Annotated in this window: 17 protein-coding genes; 12 read left to right on the forward strand and 5 right to left on the reverse strand. The window is 67.7% G+C overall.

Features of this window, described 5'->3' with window-relative positions; translation table 11 throughout:
* Positions 1–24: 24 nt before the first annotated feature.
* The 3 genes from NHN26_RS01130 to NHN26_RS01140 all read right to left on the reverse strand — a co-directional run bounded on the left by NHN26_RS01130 (position 25) and on the right by NHN26_RS01140 (position 2,101).
* Positions 25–1,284 carry a flagellin N-terminal helical domain-containing protein gene (locus tag NHN26_RS01130; RefSeq protein ID WP_253087690.1) on the reverse strand — a complete coding sequence of 420 codons (1,260 nt, stop codon included), beginning with the start codon at positions 1,282–1,284 and terminating at the stop codon, positions 25–27.
* Positions 1,285–1,494: 210 nt separating this feature from the next.
* Positions 1,495–1,830 (reverse strand): hypothetical protein, encoded by a 336-nt coding sequence (locus tag NHN26_RS01135; protein ID WP_253087691.1) that lies wholly within the window; start codon positions 1,828–1,830, stop codon positions 1,495–1,497.
* Positions 1,820–2,101 (reverse strand): rod-binding protein, encoded by a 282-nt coding sequence (locus NHN26_RS01140; RefSeq protein ID WP_253087692.1) that lies wholly within the window; start codon positions 2,099–2,101, stop codon positions 1,820–1,822. The genes NHN26_RS01135 and NHN26_RS01140 overlap by 11 nt, the downstream gene beginning before the upstream one ends.
* Positions 2,102–2,218: 117 nt before the next feature.
* On the opposite strand from NHN26_RS01140, the gene NHN26_RS17460 reads away from it, so the two are divergent.
* Entirely contained in the window at positions 2,219–3,946 is a 1,728-nt protein-coding gene (locus NHN26_RS17460; protein WP_290442743.1) for a flagellar hook-length control protein FliK, read from the forward strand.
* Positions 3,947–3,960: 14 nt separating this feature from the next.
* Positions 3,961–4,635, forward strand: a complete 675-nt coding sequence (locus NHN26_RS01150; protein WP_253087693.1) for a flagellar hook capping FlgD N-terminal domain-containing protein — start codon at positions 3,961–3,963, stop codon at positions 4,633–4,635.
* 6 nt (positions 4,636–4,641) lie between these two features.
* Here NHN26_RS01150 and ubiB read toward each other — a convergent pair whose 3' ends face one another.
* Positions 4,642–6,171, reverse strand: coding sequence for a 2-polyprenylphenol 6-hydroxylase (gene ubiB / locus NHN26_RS01155; RefSeq protein ID WP_253087694.1), 1,530 nt, complete (start codon positions 6,169–6,171; stop codon positions 4,642–4,644).
* A complete protein-coding gene (gene ubiE, locus NHN26_RS01160) occupies positions 6,172–6,924 on the reverse strand; it encodes a bifunctional demethylmenaquinone methyltransferase/2-methoxy-6-polyprenyl-1,4-benzoquinol methylase UbiE (protein ID WP_253087695.1) in 753 nt (250 codons plus the stop codon).
* 85 nt (positions 6,925–7,009) lie between these two features.
* Here ubiE and mutM point away from each other — a divergent pair, with 85 nt between their 5' ends.
* The 10 genes from mutM (at position 7,010) to NHN26_RS01210 (ending at position 18,087) form a co-directional block, all read left to right on the forward strand.
* The gene (mutM, locus tag NHN26_RS01165) at positions 7,010–7,861 is read left to right on the forward strand and encodes a bifunctional DNA-formamidopyrimidine glycosylase/DNA-(apurinic or apyrimidinic site) lyase (protein WP_253087696.1); all 852 of its coding nucleotides are present in this window, start codon (positions 7,010–7,012) and stop codon (positions 7,859–7,861) included.
* Between the two features lie 62 nt (positions 7,862–7,923).
* Positions 7,924–8,700, forward strand: a complete 777-nt coding sequence (locus tag NHN26_RS01170; RefSeq protein ID WP_253087697.1) for an enoyl-CoA hydratase — start codon at positions 7,924–7,926, stop codon at positions 8,698–8,700.
* A gap of 212 nt (positions 8,701–8,912) precedes the next feature.
* Positions 8,913–9,179 (forward strand): 30S ribosomal protein S20, encoded by a 267-nt coding sequence (rpsT, locus tag NHN26_RS01175; protein WP_132693548.1) that lies wholly within the window; start codon positions 8,913–8,915, stop codon positions 9,177–9,179.
* A gap of 585 nt (positions 9,180–9,764) precedes the next feature.
* Positions 9,765–11,111, forward strand: coding sequence for a chromosomal replication initiator protein DnaA (gene dnaA / locus NHN26_RS01180; protein WP_253087698.1), 1,347 nt, complete (start codon positions 9,765–9,767; stop codon positions 11,109–11,111).
* A 117-nt stretch (positions 11,112–11,228) separates the two neighbouring features.
* A complete protein-coding gene (dnaN, locus tag NHN26_RS01185) occupies positions 11,229–12,347 on the forward strand; it encodes a DNA polymerase III subunit beta (protein WP_253087699.1) in 1,119 nt (372 codons plus the stop codon).
* Between the two features lie 58 nt (positions 12,348–12,405).
* Positions 12,406–13,518 carry a DNA replication/repair protein RecF gene (gene recF / locus NHN26_RS01190; RefSeq protein WP_253087700.1) on the forward strand — a complete coding sequence of 371 codons (1,113 nt, stop codon included), beginning with the start codon at positions 12,406–12,408 and terminating at the stop codon, positions 13,516–13,518.
* Positions 13,519–13,556: 38 nt separating this feature from the next.
* Positions 13,557–14,135, forward strand: coding sequence for a LysE family translocator (locus NHN26_RS01195; protein ID WP_290442744.1), 579 nt, complete (start codon positions 13,557–13,559; stop codon positions 14,133–14,135).
* 78 nt (positions 14,136–14,213) lie between these two features.
* Positions 14,214–16,631, forward strand: coding sequence for a DNA topoisomerase (ATP-hydrolyzing) subunit B (gyrB, locus tag NHN26_RS01200; protein WP_253087701.1), 2,418 nt, complete (start codon positions 14,214–14,216; stop codon positions 16,629–16,631).
* Between the two features lie 147 nt (positions 16,632–16,778).
* On the forward strand, positions 16,779–17,057 hold the full coding sequence (locus tag NHN26_RS01205) for a hypothetical protein (RefSeq protein WP_253087702.1): 279 nt from the start codon (positions 16,779–16,781) through the stop codon (positions 17,055–17,057).
* A gap of 67 nt (positions 17,058–17,124) precedes the next feature.
* Positions 17,125–18,087 (forward strand): DUF808 domain-containing protein, encoded by a 963-nt coding sequence (locus tag NHN26_RS01210; RefSeq protein ID WP_253087703.1) that lies wholly within the window; start codon positions 17,125–17,127, stop codon positions 18,085–18,087.
* Positions 18,088–18,220: the final 133 nt, after the last annotated feature.

Below are 18,220 nucleotides of genomic sequence, written 5' to 3' on the forward strand. Positions count from 1 at the left end.
CTTTTGCCCCGGCCCTGCCTTGCCTTAGCGGAAGAGCGACAGCAGGTTCTGCGGCGCCTGGTTGGCGATGGACAGCGACTGGGTGGCCAGCTGCTGCTGCACCTGCAACGCCTGCAGGCGGGCCGAGGTGGCCTCCATGTCGGCATCGACCATCGCGCCGATCCCCGTCTTCATCGAGTCCATCAGCTTGCTGACGAAATCGTTCTGGGTCTCGAGCTGGTTCTGCGAGGTGCCGAAGGCGGCGGCGGCGTCGATCGCGGTCTTGATCAGTCCGTCGATCGAGGCCAGTGCCGCGGTGGCGCCGCTGTCGTCGGTGCCGGAGACGTCGATCGCGCTCAGTTCGCCAAGCGCGCCTGCGCCCTTGTTGACATACTGAAGCGACACCGACAGGTCATTGGCCGTCCCGTTGGTCAGCGTCAGCGTGTTCGGAGAGCCCGGGTCAAAGGCCACGCCCAGACGCGTGGTGGCGTCGGCCGGGTCATCCTGGATGCCCAGCGAGTCGATCGCGGCCTTGATCCGGTTGGCGAAGGCGGCGTTGGTCTCGTCGCCGGCGGTCCCGCCGCCCGCATCCAGATCGGCCTGGCTGAAGGTCACCGAAAGCTGACTGTCGCCGATGCTGATGCTGATCGAGTCGCCCACGTCCATCACCGTGGTGTCGACCACGATGCCGTTCGTGGTGGTGCCGCCGCCGCTATCCAGGGTGAAGGCCGCGCGATCCTCCGCAGTACCGACGCCGTCGGACCCGGCCAGGGCCGTGGCGCTCGTATATTCACCGATCGACAGATCCTGCGCCTTGACGTTGATCGAGGCCGTCGCAACGTTCCCCGACGAATCGCGGTTCAGCGAGGACAGCACGTCCATGTCGTCGCCGCTGTTGATGAGGTTGACGCCGTTGAACTGGGCGGCCTCGACCACCGATTTGACCTGATCCGTCAGCGCGGTGATGTTGTTCTGGATCTTCTGCCGCTCGTCGGCGTTCGAGGCGCCCTTGGCCTGAACCACCTGATCCTTCACCTGCTTGAGCAGGTCCGTGATCGATTCTGCCGCGTTGCGCGCCACCGAGACGGTCGATTCGGCGCTCGACAGGCCGTCCGAGATCTTCTTGAAGCCCGACACGTCCGCTTCCATCGTCTTGGCGATGGCCCAGACCGCGGCGTTGTCCTTCGCGGAGTCGATCGACTTGCCGGTCGAGATCTCCGACTGAACCTTGGACAGGTTCGAGTTGATGCTTTTCAGGGTCTGCAGCGCGACCATTGCGCCGGTATTGGTATTGATGCTGGACATGAATTCGGTCCTTCCTTTTCGTATGGCGCTTTGCGCCACGGGTTGAAGCCGCCTGTAACGACGATCCGAGGTGTTCTCACCCTTACGGCTGTGGAGAGGTCCCGTGCCGTGCCATCCATCTTCCGGACGCGGTCCCGAGCATTTCAGCTGCGGGTTAAACGACGGCTAATGCAATAAGGTCTTACCGGGGCGTCTGGGCGAAAATTGGGCCTAGGCGCGGCGGGTCAGCGACCCTTGCGTGGCGCCGATCGGGCTGCACTGGCCGCTCTTGTCATAGGTGCTCAGCGGCGCGGCCGGTTCGCGGGCGCGGCGCAGGGTTTCGGCCGCGCTGTCGACGCCGCGGCGCACGGCCTCCAGCAAGTCGGCATTGCGTTCGGCCAGCGCCCTGAGTCGTGCCAGACTGTCGGCATCCGTCTCGGGCTCGGCCGCCAGATCCGCCGCCAGCCGCTCCTTCTCGTCGGCGATCCCGGCCAGCGCCGCGAAATCGGCAAGGCGCAGCGCCTCGGCCTCGCGCTCCAGCAGCTCTTCCAGATCCTCACGTCCCATCGGCCCGCTCCTTCAGCGATTCGAACAATTGTTCCGCCAGCCCGATCCCGCCCGCGCGCACCATCTCCCCGGCCTGCGCCTCGCGCAGGAACGAGGCGAACTGCGCCTCGCCCGTCCCGCCGGTGAACGCACCCTGGCTCTCGCCCAGGCCCGCATGTTTCAGCATCTCGGCCAGGAACTGCGCCTCCAGCTTCTGCGCGGCCTCGCGCAGGCGCGTTTCCTGAACGGTGTGGCCCTGGCCACCGATGGGCGAACTGAGCGGGGGCAGCATGGCGGGATCCCTAAATTGCGACTCGTTTTTCCGCTTATGCGGGGCAAGCGGTAAAGAACCGGTAACCGGTTGCCCCCCATCCTGCCCGGGACCAGTGGCAGAAGTCCGGCAATGCGCATGCACTCCTTTCCCCTATTCGACCTTGCCCCGGGCGCGCAGACCGCGTCGGCCCGGCCCGGCACGACCACGCCCGCGGCAGAGCCGGGCGCCTTTCTGACCGCCTTTGCCCGGAATCCCGACGCCGCCCCGGCCGTGCCGTGGGCGGCCCTGGCACCTGTCCCGATCCCGACCGGCCCCGAGAGCGAGCCGCCCGGCACGCGGATCGCGGCCGGGATGACGCTGCACGGCTTTGCCCTGCTGCCGGTCGCGGACCCCACCGCGGCGCAGCCCGTCCCGCCGGATCCCGCCATCCCCGACGCGCCCCCCCAGACCGCGGCGGAAGACGACGACGCCGCCCCCGGCCCTGTCGCCCCCGCCGCCCTGCCGCCGCAAGCCGCGGTTGCGCCCCCGCCGCAGGCCATCGCGGCAGCCCCGATCACGACGCCGCAATCCGACCCGCCGCCGCCCGTCGACCGGGCGGCCCGGTCGCCGGGGCCGCCCCAACCCGTTGCGCCCGGGACTGCCGCCCTGCCGTCCCGGCCGGACGCCGCGCCCGCTGCGGACCCGACGCCCCCCGTCGCGGCCGGCCACGACAAGGCGGCCGCCCCGGACAATGCAGAACAGCGCCCCCGCCCCGGCCCCGCCGCCTTGCCCGCAAGCCCCGCCCTGCCCCCTGCCGCCGCGGCACCGGCCGCGCGACCCGATCCGGGCGCGGCGCCTGCCCCGACCCCCCCCGCCGCGATACCGGCCGCGCCCCCCGCCGCAATACCTGCCGCGCCCCCCGCCGCAATACCTGCCGCAATACCTGCCGCGACACCTGCCTCGACACCGGCCGCAGACGCGCGACCGATCCCCGCCGCCACCCCTTCCGCGGCCCCTGCGGCGACCCCCGCCACGCCAGCCACGCCGCAGCCAGCCCCACCACAGACGGCCACGCCGCAATCCGCAACGCCGCAGCCCCGCCCGGCAGACGATGCGCCCCTGCCCCAGCCGACGGCCATGTCCCCGGGCACGGACCCGCGCGGCCCCCGTCCATCCGCCCCGGCCGCCGACCTTGCCGCGGCCGCGCTGCACCCGCCGCCCGGCCAGCCCGAGTCCGCACCCGCAAGGCGCAGCGCGCGCGCGGCCCCGGCCGAGCGGACCGCCGATGCGCCGCCCTCGCCCGCCCCCGGCCCGAGACCCGACGCCCTGCCGGTCGCCCCGCCCCTGGCCGAGACCGCGGCGACCGATCCCGCGCGCGCACCCGCCGCGCCGGGCGATGGCCCGATGGCCGAGATCACCGCGCGCGCCGATGCGCCCGCCCCCGACCGGCCCACGGCCGACATGCCCCGCCCCGCCCCGATGCCGCAGCTTGCCGATGCGCCCCGTCCGGCCATGCGCGCCATGGCCGAGGCGCTGCACCGCGCCGCCGATGGCGCGGTCGAACTGACCCTCAGCCCCGAGGAACTCGGCCGCGTGCGCCTGACGCTGGCGCCGGGCGAGAACGGCATCACCGTCACGATCAATGCCGAACGGGGCGACACGCTCGAGCTGATGCGCCGCCATGCCGATCTTCTGGGCAACGCGATGCGCGAGCTTGGCTATGGCGAGGTCGTGCTCGATTTCCGCGGCAAGGGCGCGCGCCACGGCCCGGCCCCCGACAGCACCCCCACCCCCGGCATGACGGGCGAGGACAGCGCCCCGCCCGCCCCACCCGCACCCGCAGGCCGGAGCATGGCCGCGGGCGGGCTCGACCTGCGCCTTTGAACGGAGTGACCCAGATGACCAGCGTGACCTACCCGGCCGCCGCCAGCGCCGCGACCTCGACCCCCACCGCCGCCTCGCCCAGCGCCAAGGCCGCCAATATCAGCAGCGATTTCGAGACCTTCCTGCGCATGCTGACGGTCCAGATGCAGAACCAGGATCCGATGAACCCGATCGAGTCGACCGATTACGCGGTGCAGCTTGCGACCTTTTCCGGGGTCGAGCAGCAGGTGCGCACCAACGACCTGCTCAAGCAGTTGACCGAGAACATGGGCGGCGCCGGGCTCGCGCAATACGGCACCTGGGTCGGGATGGAGGGGCGCGCCGCGGTGCCCGCACAGTTCACGGGCGCGCCGGTAACGGTCCTGCCCCGGCCCGACCTTGCGGCCGACAGCGCCCAGCTTGTCGTGCGCAATGCCGACGGACGCGAGGTGCAGCGCCTGCCCATCGCCCCGGATGGCATGGCGCTGCAATGGACCGGCATGGGACAGGACGGCAAGATGCTTGCCCCTGGAAACTACAGTTTCGTCGTCGAGAGCTTTTCGGAAGGCGCACGCATCGGCGAAAGCATGGCCGAGATTTACGCCCCCATCGTCGAGGTGCGCAGCGATGCCAGCGGCGTCAAGCTGGTCTTCCAGGGCGGCGGCGAGACATCGGCCAGCAACGTGACCGCGCTGCGCCAGCCGGGCTGAGGCCGCTCAGACCAGCAGCGCCAGCGCCACCGCCGCACCGCCCGCCACCGCGCCCAGTCCCGCCCACAACGCGGGCTTCAGCGCCGTGGATCGCGTCGGCTCGGGCGGCGGGTTCGACTGGCGGATCAGCGCGGCCTCGGCCATTTCCGGCAGCCGCGGGCCGAACCGCGCCAGCACCAGCGCGGTGCGCCTCAGATCCCGGATCAGCGCCTTGGGTCCGATATTCTGCTTGATGTAGTCCTCGACGATGGGCCGGGCGACTTCCCAGATATTGATCGACGGGTTCAGCGAACGCGACACCCCCTCGACCACGACCATCGTGCGCTGCAGCAGGATCAGCTCGGTCCGCGTCGCCATGCCGAAGCGTTCCGTCACCTCGAACAGATAGGCCAGAAGCCGGGCCATCGAGATATGGCTCGCATCCATCCCGAAGATCGGCTCGCCGACCGAGCGCAACGCCTGCGCGAACTCGTCGATATCGCGGTCATAGGGAACGTATCCGGCCTCGAAATGCACCTCGGCCACCCGGCGGTAATCGCGCCGGATGAATCCGAACAGGATCTCGGCATAGACCCGGCGGGTATATTCGTCGATCCGCCCCATGATGCCGAAATCGAACACCAGGATATCGCCGTTCGGCGCGACCTTCATGTTGCCCTGGTGCATGTCGGCGTGAAAGAACCCGTCGCGCAGCGCATGCCGCAGGAACATCGACAGCACCCGCTCGCCCAGCACCCGCCGGTCATGCCCCGCCGCGTCCAGCGCCGCGTTGTCGCCGATCGGCTCGCCCTCGCACCAGCCCAGCGTCATCACCCGCTTGCCCGACAGCGGCCAGATCACCCGCGGCACGACGAAGCCCCCATCGCCCTCGGTATTCGCCGCGAACTCGCCCGCCGCCGCGGTCTCGATGCGCAGGTCCAACTCGCCCGCCACCACGCTGTCGAAATGCGCGATCACGCCGGTCGGCCGCAGCCGCCGCGAGAACGGCGCCAGGATCTCGATGGTCGAGGCCGCCAGGTAGAACGCATCCACATCCTTGCGGAAATCGCGCTCGATATTCGGCCGCAGCACCTTGACCGCGACCTCTTCCCCGGTCGCGCGCACCCGCGCCTTGTGCACCTGCGCGATCGAGGCCGCGGCGATCGGTTCGGAAAACTCCGAGAACAGCTCGTCCGCCGGGCGGCCCAGCTCCAGCCCCACGGTTTCCTTCGCCACCTCGATCGGGAAGGGCGGCAGCTTGTCCTGCAGCACGCGCAGCTGCACCGCCAGCTCGTCGCCCACCACATCGGGGCGCGTCGACAGGATCTGGCCGAACTTGATATAGGCCGGCCCCAGCGCGGTCAGCGCCCGCGTCACCGGGGGCTGGTCGGGATCACCCTTCTTGCCCAGCACCTTGAACGGCCAGCCCAGGATGCGCGCCGCCACCCGCACGCTTGCGGGCGCCTCCATCGCCTCAAGGACGAAGCGGTTCGCGCCCGTGCGCTCGAAGGTGGCCAGCGTCTGCACCAGCCGGACGATATTGTGGGGACCGCGCACCTAGATCTTCCAGCCCGAATGCAGCGCCGCGATGCCCATCGACATGTTGCGGTATTTCACCTGCTCGAACCCGGCCCGCCGGATCATCGAGGCAAAGGTCTCCTGATCGGGGAACTTGCGGATCGATTCCACCAGATATTGATAGCTGCCGCGATCATTCGCCACGATCTGCCCCATCACCGGGATCACGTTGAAGGAATAGCGGTCATAGGCCCATTGCATCATCGGGTTGGGCATCTGGCTGAATTCCAGCACCATCAGCCGCCCGCCGGGTTTCAGCACGCGATAGGCTTCGTTCAGCCAGTCCTGGATGCGGGTGACATTGCGGGTGCCGAAGGCGTTCGTGACCACATCGTAACTGCCGGTCTCGAAGGGCAGGGCCATCGCGTCGCCCACCACCCAGTCCAGATCGTCCGCCAGCCGCTCGGCCTCGGCGCGCTTCTGGCCTTCGACCAGCATCGACTCGGTCAGGTCGCAGACCACCGCCTGCGCCCCCGGCGCGCGCTTGAGGAACCGGAACGCGATATCGCCCGTGCCGCCCGCCACATCCAGCAGCCGTTGCCAGGGCTGCGGCGCCAGCCAGTCCATCATCGCGTCCTTCCAGACACGGTGGATGCCCGCCGACATCAGGTCGTTCATCAGGTCATAGCGCGAGGCGACGCGGGTAAAGACCCCGTGCACCATCCCCGCCTTTTCCTCTTCGGGCACCGTCTGGAAACCGAAATGCGTGGTGTTCTGGGCTTGCTCTGTCATGGGCCTTGCCGTTGATCTGCCGCGCCCTTCTTATAGGGCGCCCTGCGGGGACTACAATGCGAAGCGGACCACAAGGAAGGCCCCGATGCCCGAATTGCCAGAGGTAGAGACAGTGCGTCGCGGCCTGTCCCCGGTGCTGGAAGGCCGGGTGATCGCCCGCGCACAGGTCAACCGCCCCGACCTGCGCTGGCCCTTTCCCGAAGGGATGGCCGACCGGCTGACCGGCGCGCGGGTGATCCGGCTGGGGCGGCGGTCGAAATACCTGCTGGCCGATCTCGACACCGGCGAGACGCTGATCTGGCATCTGGGCATGTCGGGCCGGGTGCTGGTCTCGGGGCAGATTCTGGGCGAGTTCGTCCACGCCCATCCCGCGCCCGAGAAACACGACCATGTCGTGCTGGATATCGAGGGCGGCGCGCGCATCACCTTCAACGACCCGCGCCGCTTCGGCGCGATGGACCTGATCGCGACCGACCGCCTTGAAACCCACCGCCTGCTGGCGGGGCTTGGCCCGGAACCCCTGGGCAACGCCTTCGACGAACCCTATCTGGTGGCCCGCCTGCGCGGCCGGATGACCCCGATCAAGGCCGCGCTGCTGGATCAGCATGTCGTGGCGGGGCTGGGCAATATCTATGTCTGCGAGGCGCTGCACCGCGCGGGCATCTCGCCGAAACGGCAGGCGGGCCGGATTGCCGCACCCCGCGCGGCCCGCCTCGTGCCCGTGATCCGCGACGTTCTGGCCGAGGCGATCGAGGCGGGCGGATCGTCCTTGCGCGATTACCGCCGAACCGACGGGGAACTGGGCTATTTCCAGCATGCGTTCCGCGCCTATGGCCGCGCGGGTGCGCCCTGCCCGACACCCGGTTGCCCCGGCACCATCGGTCGACTCGTCCAGTCCGGGCGCTCGACCTTCTACTGTCCGCGATGCCAAAGATAGCTTGAAAGCCCGGGCCAGAAGGTTAAGGGTTCGGCTCCGAACGGAACGGAGGCGAGCCCCAGATGGCTTACAAGACGCTGATCGTCGAGATCGAAGACCATGTCGCGCTGATCCGGCTGAACCGGCCCGACGCGCTGAACGCGCTCAACAGCGAACTGATGGCCGAACTGGCCGACGCGGTGGCCCAGGCCAACGCCAATGACAAGGTGCGCTGCATCGTGCTGACCGGCTCGGAAAAGGCGTTCGCCGCCGGGGCCGACATTCGCGAGATGAGCCAGAAAAGCTTTGTCGACGTATTCGCGGGCGACCTCTTCACTCCCGAGACCGAACGCTTTCTCGCCTGCCGCAAGCCGATCATCGCGGCCGTGTCGGGCTATTGCCTCGGCGGGGGCTGCGAATTGGCCCTGATGTGCGATTTCATCATCGCCGCAGACACCGCGAAATTCGGCCAGCCCGAGATCAATCTGGGCGTGGTCGCGGGCATCGGCGGCACCCAGCGGCTGACGCGCATCATCGGCAAGTCCAAGGCGATGGACATGCACCTGACCGGCCGCTTCATGGATGCCGAAGAGGCGGAACGCTCGGGGCTGGTCAGCCGCGTGGTGCCCGCCAAGAAGCTGATGGAAGAGGCGATGGCCGCCGCCCAGAAGATCGCCGAGAAATCGGCGCTGACCGCGATGGCGGTCAAGGAATGCGTCAACCGCAGCTACGAGACGACGCTGCGCGAGGGGCTGCTGTTCGAGCGGCGGATGTTCCACATGATGTTCGCCACCGAGGACCAGACCGAGGGCATGCAGGCTTTCGTCGAAAAGCGCGAACCGCAGTTCCGCGACAAGTAGGGCCCGGTCCGACGAAAGTCCGATGGAAATCCGATGGAAATCCGATCCCGCTTTTCGGGTTTCCTTTCGGCCCGATTTGGCCTATACGCCCCGCCTGACATGCGCGTGAGGCCCGCTCTGGCCGGAATCAGCCGGTGATCTGGACACCCGGCCGGGAACTCGTCGCGCGAGGATTTTGAACGACGACCCGGACACAGAGGTATCTGAAAACCATGGCAAATTCGCCCCAGGCCAAGAAACGCGCCCGCCAGATCGAACGCCGCACCGCGGTGAACAAGGCCCGCCGCTCGCGCATCCGCACCTTCCTTCGCAAGGTCGAGGAGGCCATCGCGACCGGCGACCAGGCCGCCGCCACCGCCGCCCTCCGCCTCGCCCAACCCGAACTGATGCGCGGCGTGACAAAAGGCGTCGTCCACAAGAACACCGCCGCCCGCAAGATCTCGCGGCTGTCGGCCCGGGTGAAGGCTCTGGGGGCCTGATCGGCCATAAAAACAAGGCATTTCAGGGGCGTGGCGCAGGCCGCGCCCCTTTGCTTTCGGGCCGATCACTGCGCCCGCGTGGCGGTCCGGACACGGGGTCCGGATTCGTTTCCGGCAAAGCTTCCGTCAAGGCCGAAGTTCTGTTGCGCCCCTCGCGGGGGGCGGTCTACCGTCTTTCCAGCGATTCATTCGACTTGGGGGGACATGGCTCACGCGGTTCCCGCAGACGTTCCGAAGGCCGAGGGTGCATGGCCGGGGCGTCTACGGGGTGCATTCCGGAATTCGCGATAAGGGGATCCGCGAAGATCGGACGCGATACAGGCGTTTCCGTCAGACAATGACCGGAACCGCTTGGGCCTCATGTCCATTTGTGCCCGCGCGGAAGCGGAGCAGGACGAAACAAATGCCGGTGCCCGGGAATCGGGTGTGACCGGCCACGTTATCGTATGCTCTTCTTTCCGGCTGCCGTGGGTGGGGTCTTTGACCACTCTCGTCGCGTGGGCGCGGGAGGCGGATGCCTGTGGCCTGAATGGCACGGGGCGTTCGTCGGCCGGATGATGTGGGACGGAGCGAAAGCGGGCGAAAATGACAGAAGACACCTGGGGACGTGTGTGCAAGGACCTCGAGAAGACGATCGGAAAGAACAACTATGTGACCTGGATCGCACCCCTTGAGTTCCGGGCACTCGAGAACGGGGTCGCACGGTTCGGCGTGCCGACGAATTTCGTCGGGGAATGGGTGAAACGGAATTTCGGGGACCGGATCGTCGAGCATCTGGCCCGCAACGGCATCGCGGTCGACCGGCTGGAATTCGCCGTGTCCGATGCGAAAACGTCCGCTGCCGCGGCGCCGCGACCCGCACCGCAGTCCGAGCCGCGCGCCGAGAGTGACCTGCCCGGCGCCCCGCTCGATGCCCGGTTCACCTTCGAGACTTTCGTCACCGGCAAGCCGAACGAACTGGCCCATGCCGCAGCGCGCCGCGTGTCCGAGGGTGGGACGGTGACCTTCAACCCGCTGTTCCTCTATGGCGGTGTCGGACTCGGCAAGACCCATCTGATGCATGCCATCGCCTGGGAGCTGCGCGAGCGTGTGCCAGAGGCGAAAGTCGTCTATCTGTCGGCGGAACAGTTCATGTACCGCTTCGTGCAGGCGCTGCGCGAACGCGACATGATGGGCTTCAAGTCGTTGTTCCGCTCGGTCGACGTGCTGATGGTGGACGACGTCCAGTTCATCGCCGGCAAGGACAGCACGCAGGAGGAATTCTTCCACACCTTCAACGCGTTGGTCGATCAGGGCAAGCAGATCGTCATCTCGGCCGACCGCGCGCCGGGCGAGATCAAGGATCTCGAGGACCGGATCAAGAGCCGCCTGCAATGCGGGCTGGTGGTGGACCTGCACCCCACCGATTACGAGCTGCGCCTCGGGATCCTGCAGCAGAAGGTGGACATGTATCGCCAGCAATATCCCGGCCTGTTGATCTCTGACGGGGTGCTGGAATTCCTTGCGCACCGGATCACCACGAATGTCCGTGTCCTGGAAGGCGCCCTGACGCGGCTCTTCGCCTTTGCCTCTCTGGTGGGCAAGGAAATCACGCTGGACCTGGCGCAGGATTGCCTGGCCGACATCCTGCGGGCCTCCGAGCGCAAGGTCACGGTCGAAGAGATCCAGCGCAAGGTCAGCGAACATTACAACATGCGGCTGGCCGACATGGTGGGTCCGAAACGCCACCGCACCATCGCCCGTCCGCGCCAGATCGCGATGTGGCTGTCCAAGCAACTGACCCAGCGCAGTCTGCCCGAGATCGGGCGGCGTTTCGGCGGGCGCGACCACACCACGGTCATGCACGCGGTCAAGCGCATCGAGGAGTTGCGCAGCCAGGACTCGCAGATTGCCGAGGATCTGGAAATGCTGCGCCGCACGCTGGAAGGATGACCGGCGCACGGCGATGACCTTGACGCCCCTGCGAAAGTCTCGGACAGTCCAGAAAACGCTTGAGCCGGGGGGCGGAACCGCTACGGTTCGCCTCCCGTCGGCATGAGGAGCGAGGGCATGAAATTCAGCATAGAACGCGGCACGCTGCTTCGGGCGGTCGGTCAGGCGCAATCGGTGGTCGAGCGGCGCAACACGATCCCGATCCTTGCCAATGTGCTGATCGAGGCCGAGGGGGACAAGGTCAGCTTTCGCGCCACCGACCTGGATATCGAGGTGGTCGACAAGGTCTCCGCCCAGGTCGAGCGGGCGGGCGCGACCACGGTGCCCGCGGTGACCCTGCACGAGATCGTGCGCAAGCTGCCCGACGGCGCGCTGGTCGAACTGGCCGATGACGGGGCCGCGGGGCGGATGACGGTGCGGGCCGGGCGATCGCATTTCACGCTGGCCACGCTGCCGCGCGAGGATTTCCCTGTGATGGCCACGGCCGAATATTCGTCGAATTTCGCGGCCGCCGCCCCGGTCCTTCGGCGGTTGTTCGACAAGTCGAAATTCGCGATCTCGACCGAGGAGACCCGCTATTACCTGAACGGCGTCTACATGCATGTCGCCGATGGCGATGGTGGCCGGGTGCTGCGCTGCGTTGCGACCGACGGCCACCGGCTGGCGCGGATCGACGCAGCCCTGCCCGAAGGCGCCGAGACGATGCCGGGCGTGATCGTCCCGCGCAAGACGGTGGGCGAGCTGCGCAAGTTGCTGGACGATGACGAGGCGCAGATCGCGGTCTCGGTGTCCGAGACCAAGGTGCGGTTCGCGACGCCCGAGATCACGCTGATATCCAAGGTGATCGACGGCACCTTCCCCGATTACAGCCGGGTCATCCCGACCGGGAACACCCGCCGGCTGGAGGTGGATGCCGCCGAATTCGCCCAGGCGGTGGACCGCGTGGCGACGGTCAGTTCGGAACGCTCGCGCGCGGTCAAGCTGGCGCTCGAGGAGGACCGGTTGACGTTGTCGGTCAATGCCCCCGACAGCGGCGCCGCCGAGGAGGAACTGGCCGTGGCCTATGGCGACGAGCGGCTGGAGATCGGGTTCAACGCGAAATACCTGCTGGAAATCGCCAGCCAGGTGGACCGCGAGAACGCGGTGTTCCTGTTCAACTCGGCGGGCGATCCGACCTTGATGCGCGAGGGCAATGACAGCTCTGCGGTCTATGTCGTGATGCCGATGCGGGTCTAGCCCTTCTTCGCCGGATTGCCTCCGGCGGGGATATTTCCGGCCAGAAGAAGGACAGGGCGTGCTCAGGCTCGCGGTGACAGGCTTGACGCTGGCCCAGTTCCGCTCGCATTCGCGGGCGCGGCTGGTGCTGGACGGGCGGCCGGTGGCGATCTTCGGACCGAACGGCGCGGGCAAGACCAATCTTCTGGAAGCGGTGTCGCTGCTGTCGCCGGGCCGCGGCCTGCGCCGGGCGGCGGCCGAGGATCTGGCGCGGGCGCCGGGGGCGCTGGGCTGGAAGGTCGGCGCGGTTCTGGACGTGCCCGGTCAGGTCCATGAGGTCGAGACCTGGGCCGAGCCCGGCGGAACGCGGCAGGTGCGGATCGACGGCAAGGCGGCGGCGCAGGTGGCGCTTGGGCGGATCGCGCGGGTGCTGTGGCTGGTGCCCGCGATGGACCGGCTGTGGATCGAGGGGGCCGAGGGGCGGCGGCGGTTCCTGGACCGGATCGCGCTGAGTTTCGAGCCCGCCCATGCCGAGGCCGTGCTGGCCTATGACAAGGCCATGCGCGAGCGCAACCGGCTGCTGCGGGACGAGGTGCGGGATGCCCATTGGTTCGCCGCGCTCGAAGGGCAGATGGCCGAGGCGGGCGCGGCGATCGGGATGAATCGGCGCGCGGCTCTGGCGCGTCTGGCGGCGGCGCAGGCCGGGGCCGAGACGGCCTTTCCGGCGGCGGATCTGGCGCTGTCCGGACCTGACGGGGCCGATCCCGAAACGGCCGAGGCGCTCTCGGGCGCGCTGGCGGCGGGGCGGGGGCGCGACATGGCGGCGGGGCGGACGCTGACCGGGCCGCACCGCGCCGATCTTGAGGCCGTGTTCGCCGCCAAGGGCGTTCCGGCGCGGCACTGTTCGACCGGCGAGCAGAAGGCGCTGTTGATCGCGCTGATCCTGGCCAATGCGCGCGCGCTGGCCGCCGATTTCGGGGCGCCGCCGCTGCTGTTGCTGGACGAGGTGGCGGCGCATCTGGATGCGGGGCGACGGGCGGCGCTTTACGACGAGATCTGTGCGCTGGGGGCGCAGGCCTGGATGACGGGGACCGGGGCGGAGTTGTTCGAAACGCTGGGCGGCCGGGCGCAATATCTGGAAGTCATGGAAACCGATGGCACAAGCCATGTGGCGGAATGGGAAATGCGGTGAATGTGACGGGTTCGGAACTGTTGCTTTATGCGGGAACGATGTTCGTTCTGTTCCTGACGCCCGGTCCGGTCTGGGTGGCACTGGCCGCGCGGGCGCTGTCGGGCGGGTTCCGGGCGGCCTGGCCGCTGGCGCTGGGCGTGGTGATCGGCGATGCGCTCTGGCCGCTTCTGGCGATCCTTGGGGTCAGCTGGGTGGTCTCGTCCTATGGCGAGATCCTCGTCGTGCTGCGCTATGTGGCAAGCCTTGTGTTCCTGGTCATGGGCGTCCTTCTGATCCGCCATGCCGGGGCCGCGATCTCGACCGACAGCCGGCTCACGCGCCCGGGGCTCTGGCCGGGGTTCCTGGCGGGGCTGCTGGCGATCCTGGGCAATCCCAAGGCGATCCTGTTCTACATGGGGGTGCTGCCGGGCTTCTTCGATCTCAGCCGGGTGGGCGCGCCGGATATCGCGGTGATCGTTGCGATCTCGATGGCGGTGCCGTTCGCCGGGAACCTGGTCTTCGCGCTGTTCGTCGACCGGGCGCGGCGGACGCTGACCTCGCCCACGGCGCTGAGGCGGACGAACCGCATTGCGGGCGGGCTGCTGATCCTGGTGGGGCTGGTGATCCCGTTCACCTGACACCAAATATTGTGGGCGGCGCGTGACATTCCCACCACGAGACCGTATAAATCGCGCAGAAGAAAAAGGAACGCTGACATGGCGGAAAACGCGCGGCAGGCCGAGGAATACGGCGCCGATTCCATCAAGGTTCTCAAGGGCCTGGAGGCGGTGCGCAAGCGCCCCGGCATGTATATCGGCGATACCGATGACGGGTCGGGCCTGCACCACATGGTCTACGAGGTGGTGGATAACGGCATCGACGAGGCGCTGGCGGGTCATGCCGATCATGTCAGCGTCAGGATCCACGCCGATTCCAGTGTCTCGGTCAGCGATAACGGCCGCGGTATCCCCGTGGGCATCCACGAGGAAGAGGGCGTCTCGGCTGCCGAGGTCATCATGACCCAGCTGCATGCGGGCGGCAAGTTCGACCAGAATTCCTACAAGGTCTCGGGCGGTCTGCATGGCGTGGGCGTGTCGGTCGTGAACGCGCTGTCGGACTGGCTTGATCTGCGGATCTGGCGCGACGGCAAGGAGCATTACGCCCGGTTCGAGCGCGGCGACACGGTCGAGCATCTGCGCGTGGTCGGGCCGTCCGAGGGGCGCAAGGGGACCGAGGTGCGGTTCCTCGCCTCGCTCGACACGTTCTCGAACCTCGACTACGTCTTCAAGACGCTGGAAAACCGGCTGCGGGAACTGGCCTTCCTGAATTCGGGCGTGCGCATCGTTCTGGAGGACGAGCGCCCGGCCGAGCCGCTGCGGGCCGAGCTGTTCTACGAAGGCGGCGTGCGCGAATTCGTGCGCTATCTCGACCGGCACAAGACGCCGGTAATGGCCGACCCGATCTTTATCGTGGGGGAACGCGACGGGATCGGCGTGGAAATCGCGATGTGGTGGAACGACAGCTACCACGAGACGGTGCTGCCCTTTACCAACAACATCCCCCAGCGCGACGGCGGCACCCACCTTGCGGGCTTTCGCGGGGCGCTGACCCGGACGATCAACAATTACGCGATGTCGAGCGGGATCGCCAAGCGCGAGAAGGTGAACTTCACCGGCGACGACGCGCGCGAGGGGCTGACCTGCGTGCTGTCGGTCAAGGTGCCTGACCCGAAATTCAGTTCCCAGACCAAGGACAAGCTGGTCAGTTCCGAGGTGCGGCCCGCGGTCGAGAGCCTGGTGAACGAAAAGCTGGCCGAGTGGTTCGAGGAGAACCCGCAGCAGGCCCGCCAGATCGTCGGCAAGATCATCGAGGCGGCCCTGGCCCGCGAGGCGGCGCGCAAGGCGCGCGAACTGACCCGGCGCAAGACGGCGATGGATGTGGCCAGCCTGCCCGGCAAGCTGGCCGATTGCCAGGAACGCGATCCGGCCAAGTCCGAGATCTTCCTCGTCGAGGGCGACAGCGCGGGCGGGTCGGCGAAGCAGGGGCGGTCACGGGCCAACCAGGCGGTTCTGCCGCTGCGCGGCAAGATCCTGAACGTCGAACGCGCGCGGTTCGACCGGATGCTGTCCAGCCAGGAGATCGGCACGCTGATCACCGCACTCGGCACTGGCATCGGGCGCGACGAGTTCGACATTTCCAAGCTGCGCTACCACAAGATCGTCATCATGACCGACGCCGATGTGGACGGCGCGCATATCCGCACGCTTCTCTTGACGTTCTTCTTCCGGCAGATGCCGCAGGTGATCGAGGGCGGCTTCCTCTACATCGCGCAGCCGCCGCTGTTCAAGGTCAGCCGCGGCAAGTCCGAGGTCTATCTGAAGGATCAGGCCGCGCTTGAGGATTACCTGATCGCCATGGGCATCGAGGGCGCGGTTCTGCGGCTGGGCTCTGGTGAAGAAATCGTGGGGCAGGACCTCGCCCGCGTGGTCGAGGAGGCGCGGCAGGTGCGGCGCATCCTTCAGGCGTTCCCGACGCATTACCCGTCGCATATCCTGGAACAGGCCGCGATCGCCGGTGCCTTTCTGGCGGGCCAGATCGACATGGACCTTCAGGGGGTGGCCGACCGCGTGGCGCAACGGCTGGACCTGATCGCTTTGGAATACGAGCGCGGCTGGCAGGGGCGGCCGACCCAGGACCACGGTCTGCGTTTTGTCCGGGTGGTGCGCGGTGTCGAGGAGGTCCGCGTGCTGGACGGGCAGGTGCTGCGCTCGGCCGAGGCGCGGCGGCTTGGCGGGTTCACCGAAAAGCTGCAGGAGGTCTACGGGGCAACCGCGGCGCTGGTGCGCAAGGACCGCGACCAGCCGATTCACGCGCCCAGCGGGCTGCTGGACGCGATTCTGGCCGAGGGCGAAAAGGGCCTGACATTGCAGCGCTACAAGGGGTTGGGCGAAATGAACCCCGACCAGTTGTGGGAAACCACGCTGGATCCCGAGGCGCGCACATTGCTTCAGGTGCGCATCGAGGATCTGGCCGAGGCGGACGACATATTTACCAAGCTGATGGGCGATGTCGTGGAACCCCGGCGCGAGTTCATCCAGCAGAACGCGCTGAGCGTGGCCAATCTGGATTTCTGATCCGGTCGCAGCCGCTTGAATTGACGTGAAGTTTCACGCAATTCCCCCGCGGCCGTGCCATTTCGGCCCCATTCCGCAGCCAGGCTTGTCGCATGGACGCCCGGCGCAGCACGGCGCCGGGCCTTCAGGCAACATGCGAGGACAGACATGGCCCGAAGCTTCGGTGACGCCCGCCCGTTCGACGACGACACCTGCCCTTGCTGCGGCGACAATATCGCCGTCGCCGCACTCGCGGCGCTGCTGCTCGGCCCCTTCGGCATGTTTTATGCCACGAGGGTCGGCGCCATCGTGATGATCGTGCTGACCGTTCTTGTCGCGCTGCCGACGCTGGGTTTCGGGGTGCTGCTGACCCTGCCGATCTGCGTTCTTTGGGCGGTCCTTGCGGCGATGCGCAACGCCTCGCACGCCGGAGCGCAGCCTGTCTGAACGGGCTTGTTTGCCGACTGACGGCGGCTATGCTCGCGATCGTTGTTGCTGCCGCGGGGCAGGGTGGATGAGCGGGCTTCTGGCGCTTCTCGACGACGTGGCGGCCATCGCCAAGGTGGCGGCGGCCTCGGTGGACGATGTCGTGGGGCAGGCCTTCAAGGCATCCTCCAAGGCCGCAGGCGCGGTGATCGACGATGCCGCCGTAACGCCGAAATACGTCCATGGCTTTTCCGCCGACCGCGAATTGCCGATCGTCTGGAGCATCGCCAGGGGGTCGGCCTTCAACAAGCTGGTGATCCTTCTGCCGCTGGCGCTGCTGCTGTCGGTCTTTGCGCCATGGGCGATTGCGCCGCTGCTGATGCTGGGGGGCGCCTATCTGTGCTTCGAGGGGGCAGAAAAGATCTGGCACGCGCTGCACCCCGGCCATGACGGGCAGGCGCTGGTCCACCGGAAAGAGGCCGATCCCCACCTCGAAGCGAAAAAGGTGAAAGGGGCGATCAAGACCGATTTCATCCTGTCGGCCGAGATCATGACGATCACCCTGGCCGCACTGCCCGACGGGATGGCGCTGTGGCAGGTGGCCGGTGCCCTGGCGGTGGCGGGCCTGATCATCACGGTTGCGGTTTATGGCGTTGTCGGGCTGATCGTCAAGGCCGATGACGCGGGGCTTGCCATGGCCGCCAGGGGGCGGCTGGCGGCAACCCGGGCGCTGGGCGGCGGCATCGTGCGCGGCATGCCGCATTTCATGCGGCTTCTGGTCGTCGTCGGCACCGCGGCCATGATCTGGGTCGGAGGTTCGATCATCGTCCACGGCCTTTACGAACTGGGGGTAAAGGCGCCCTATCTCGGCATCCACCATATTGCGGCCGCTGCGGCCGAGGCCATTCCCGATCAGTTCGGCCCAGCTACCGAATGGGCGGTGACCGCCGGGCTTGACGGAATGATCGGCCTTTTGCTGGGCGCGCTGATGATCCCGCTGGTGAAATTCGCGGTCATGCCGATTCTGGGGCTGTTCTCGCGCAACGTCTGAGACCAGCGCGCGCCCCGGCAACGTTCCCTTGTCCTTCACCGACTACAGTGTGGACTGTTGTTGTTTTCCTGCGGTTTTCGGTCCGTCGCCGGTCCATCCGCGAAAGATGTGAGGGTTCAAGCCGGCGAGAGGT

This window comes from Rhodovulum tesquicola (assembly GCF_024128855.1).
Taxonomy (GTDB): Bacteria; Pseudomonadota; Alphaproteobacteria; order Rhodobacterales; family Rhodobacteraceae; genus Rhodovulum; species Rhodovulum tesquicola.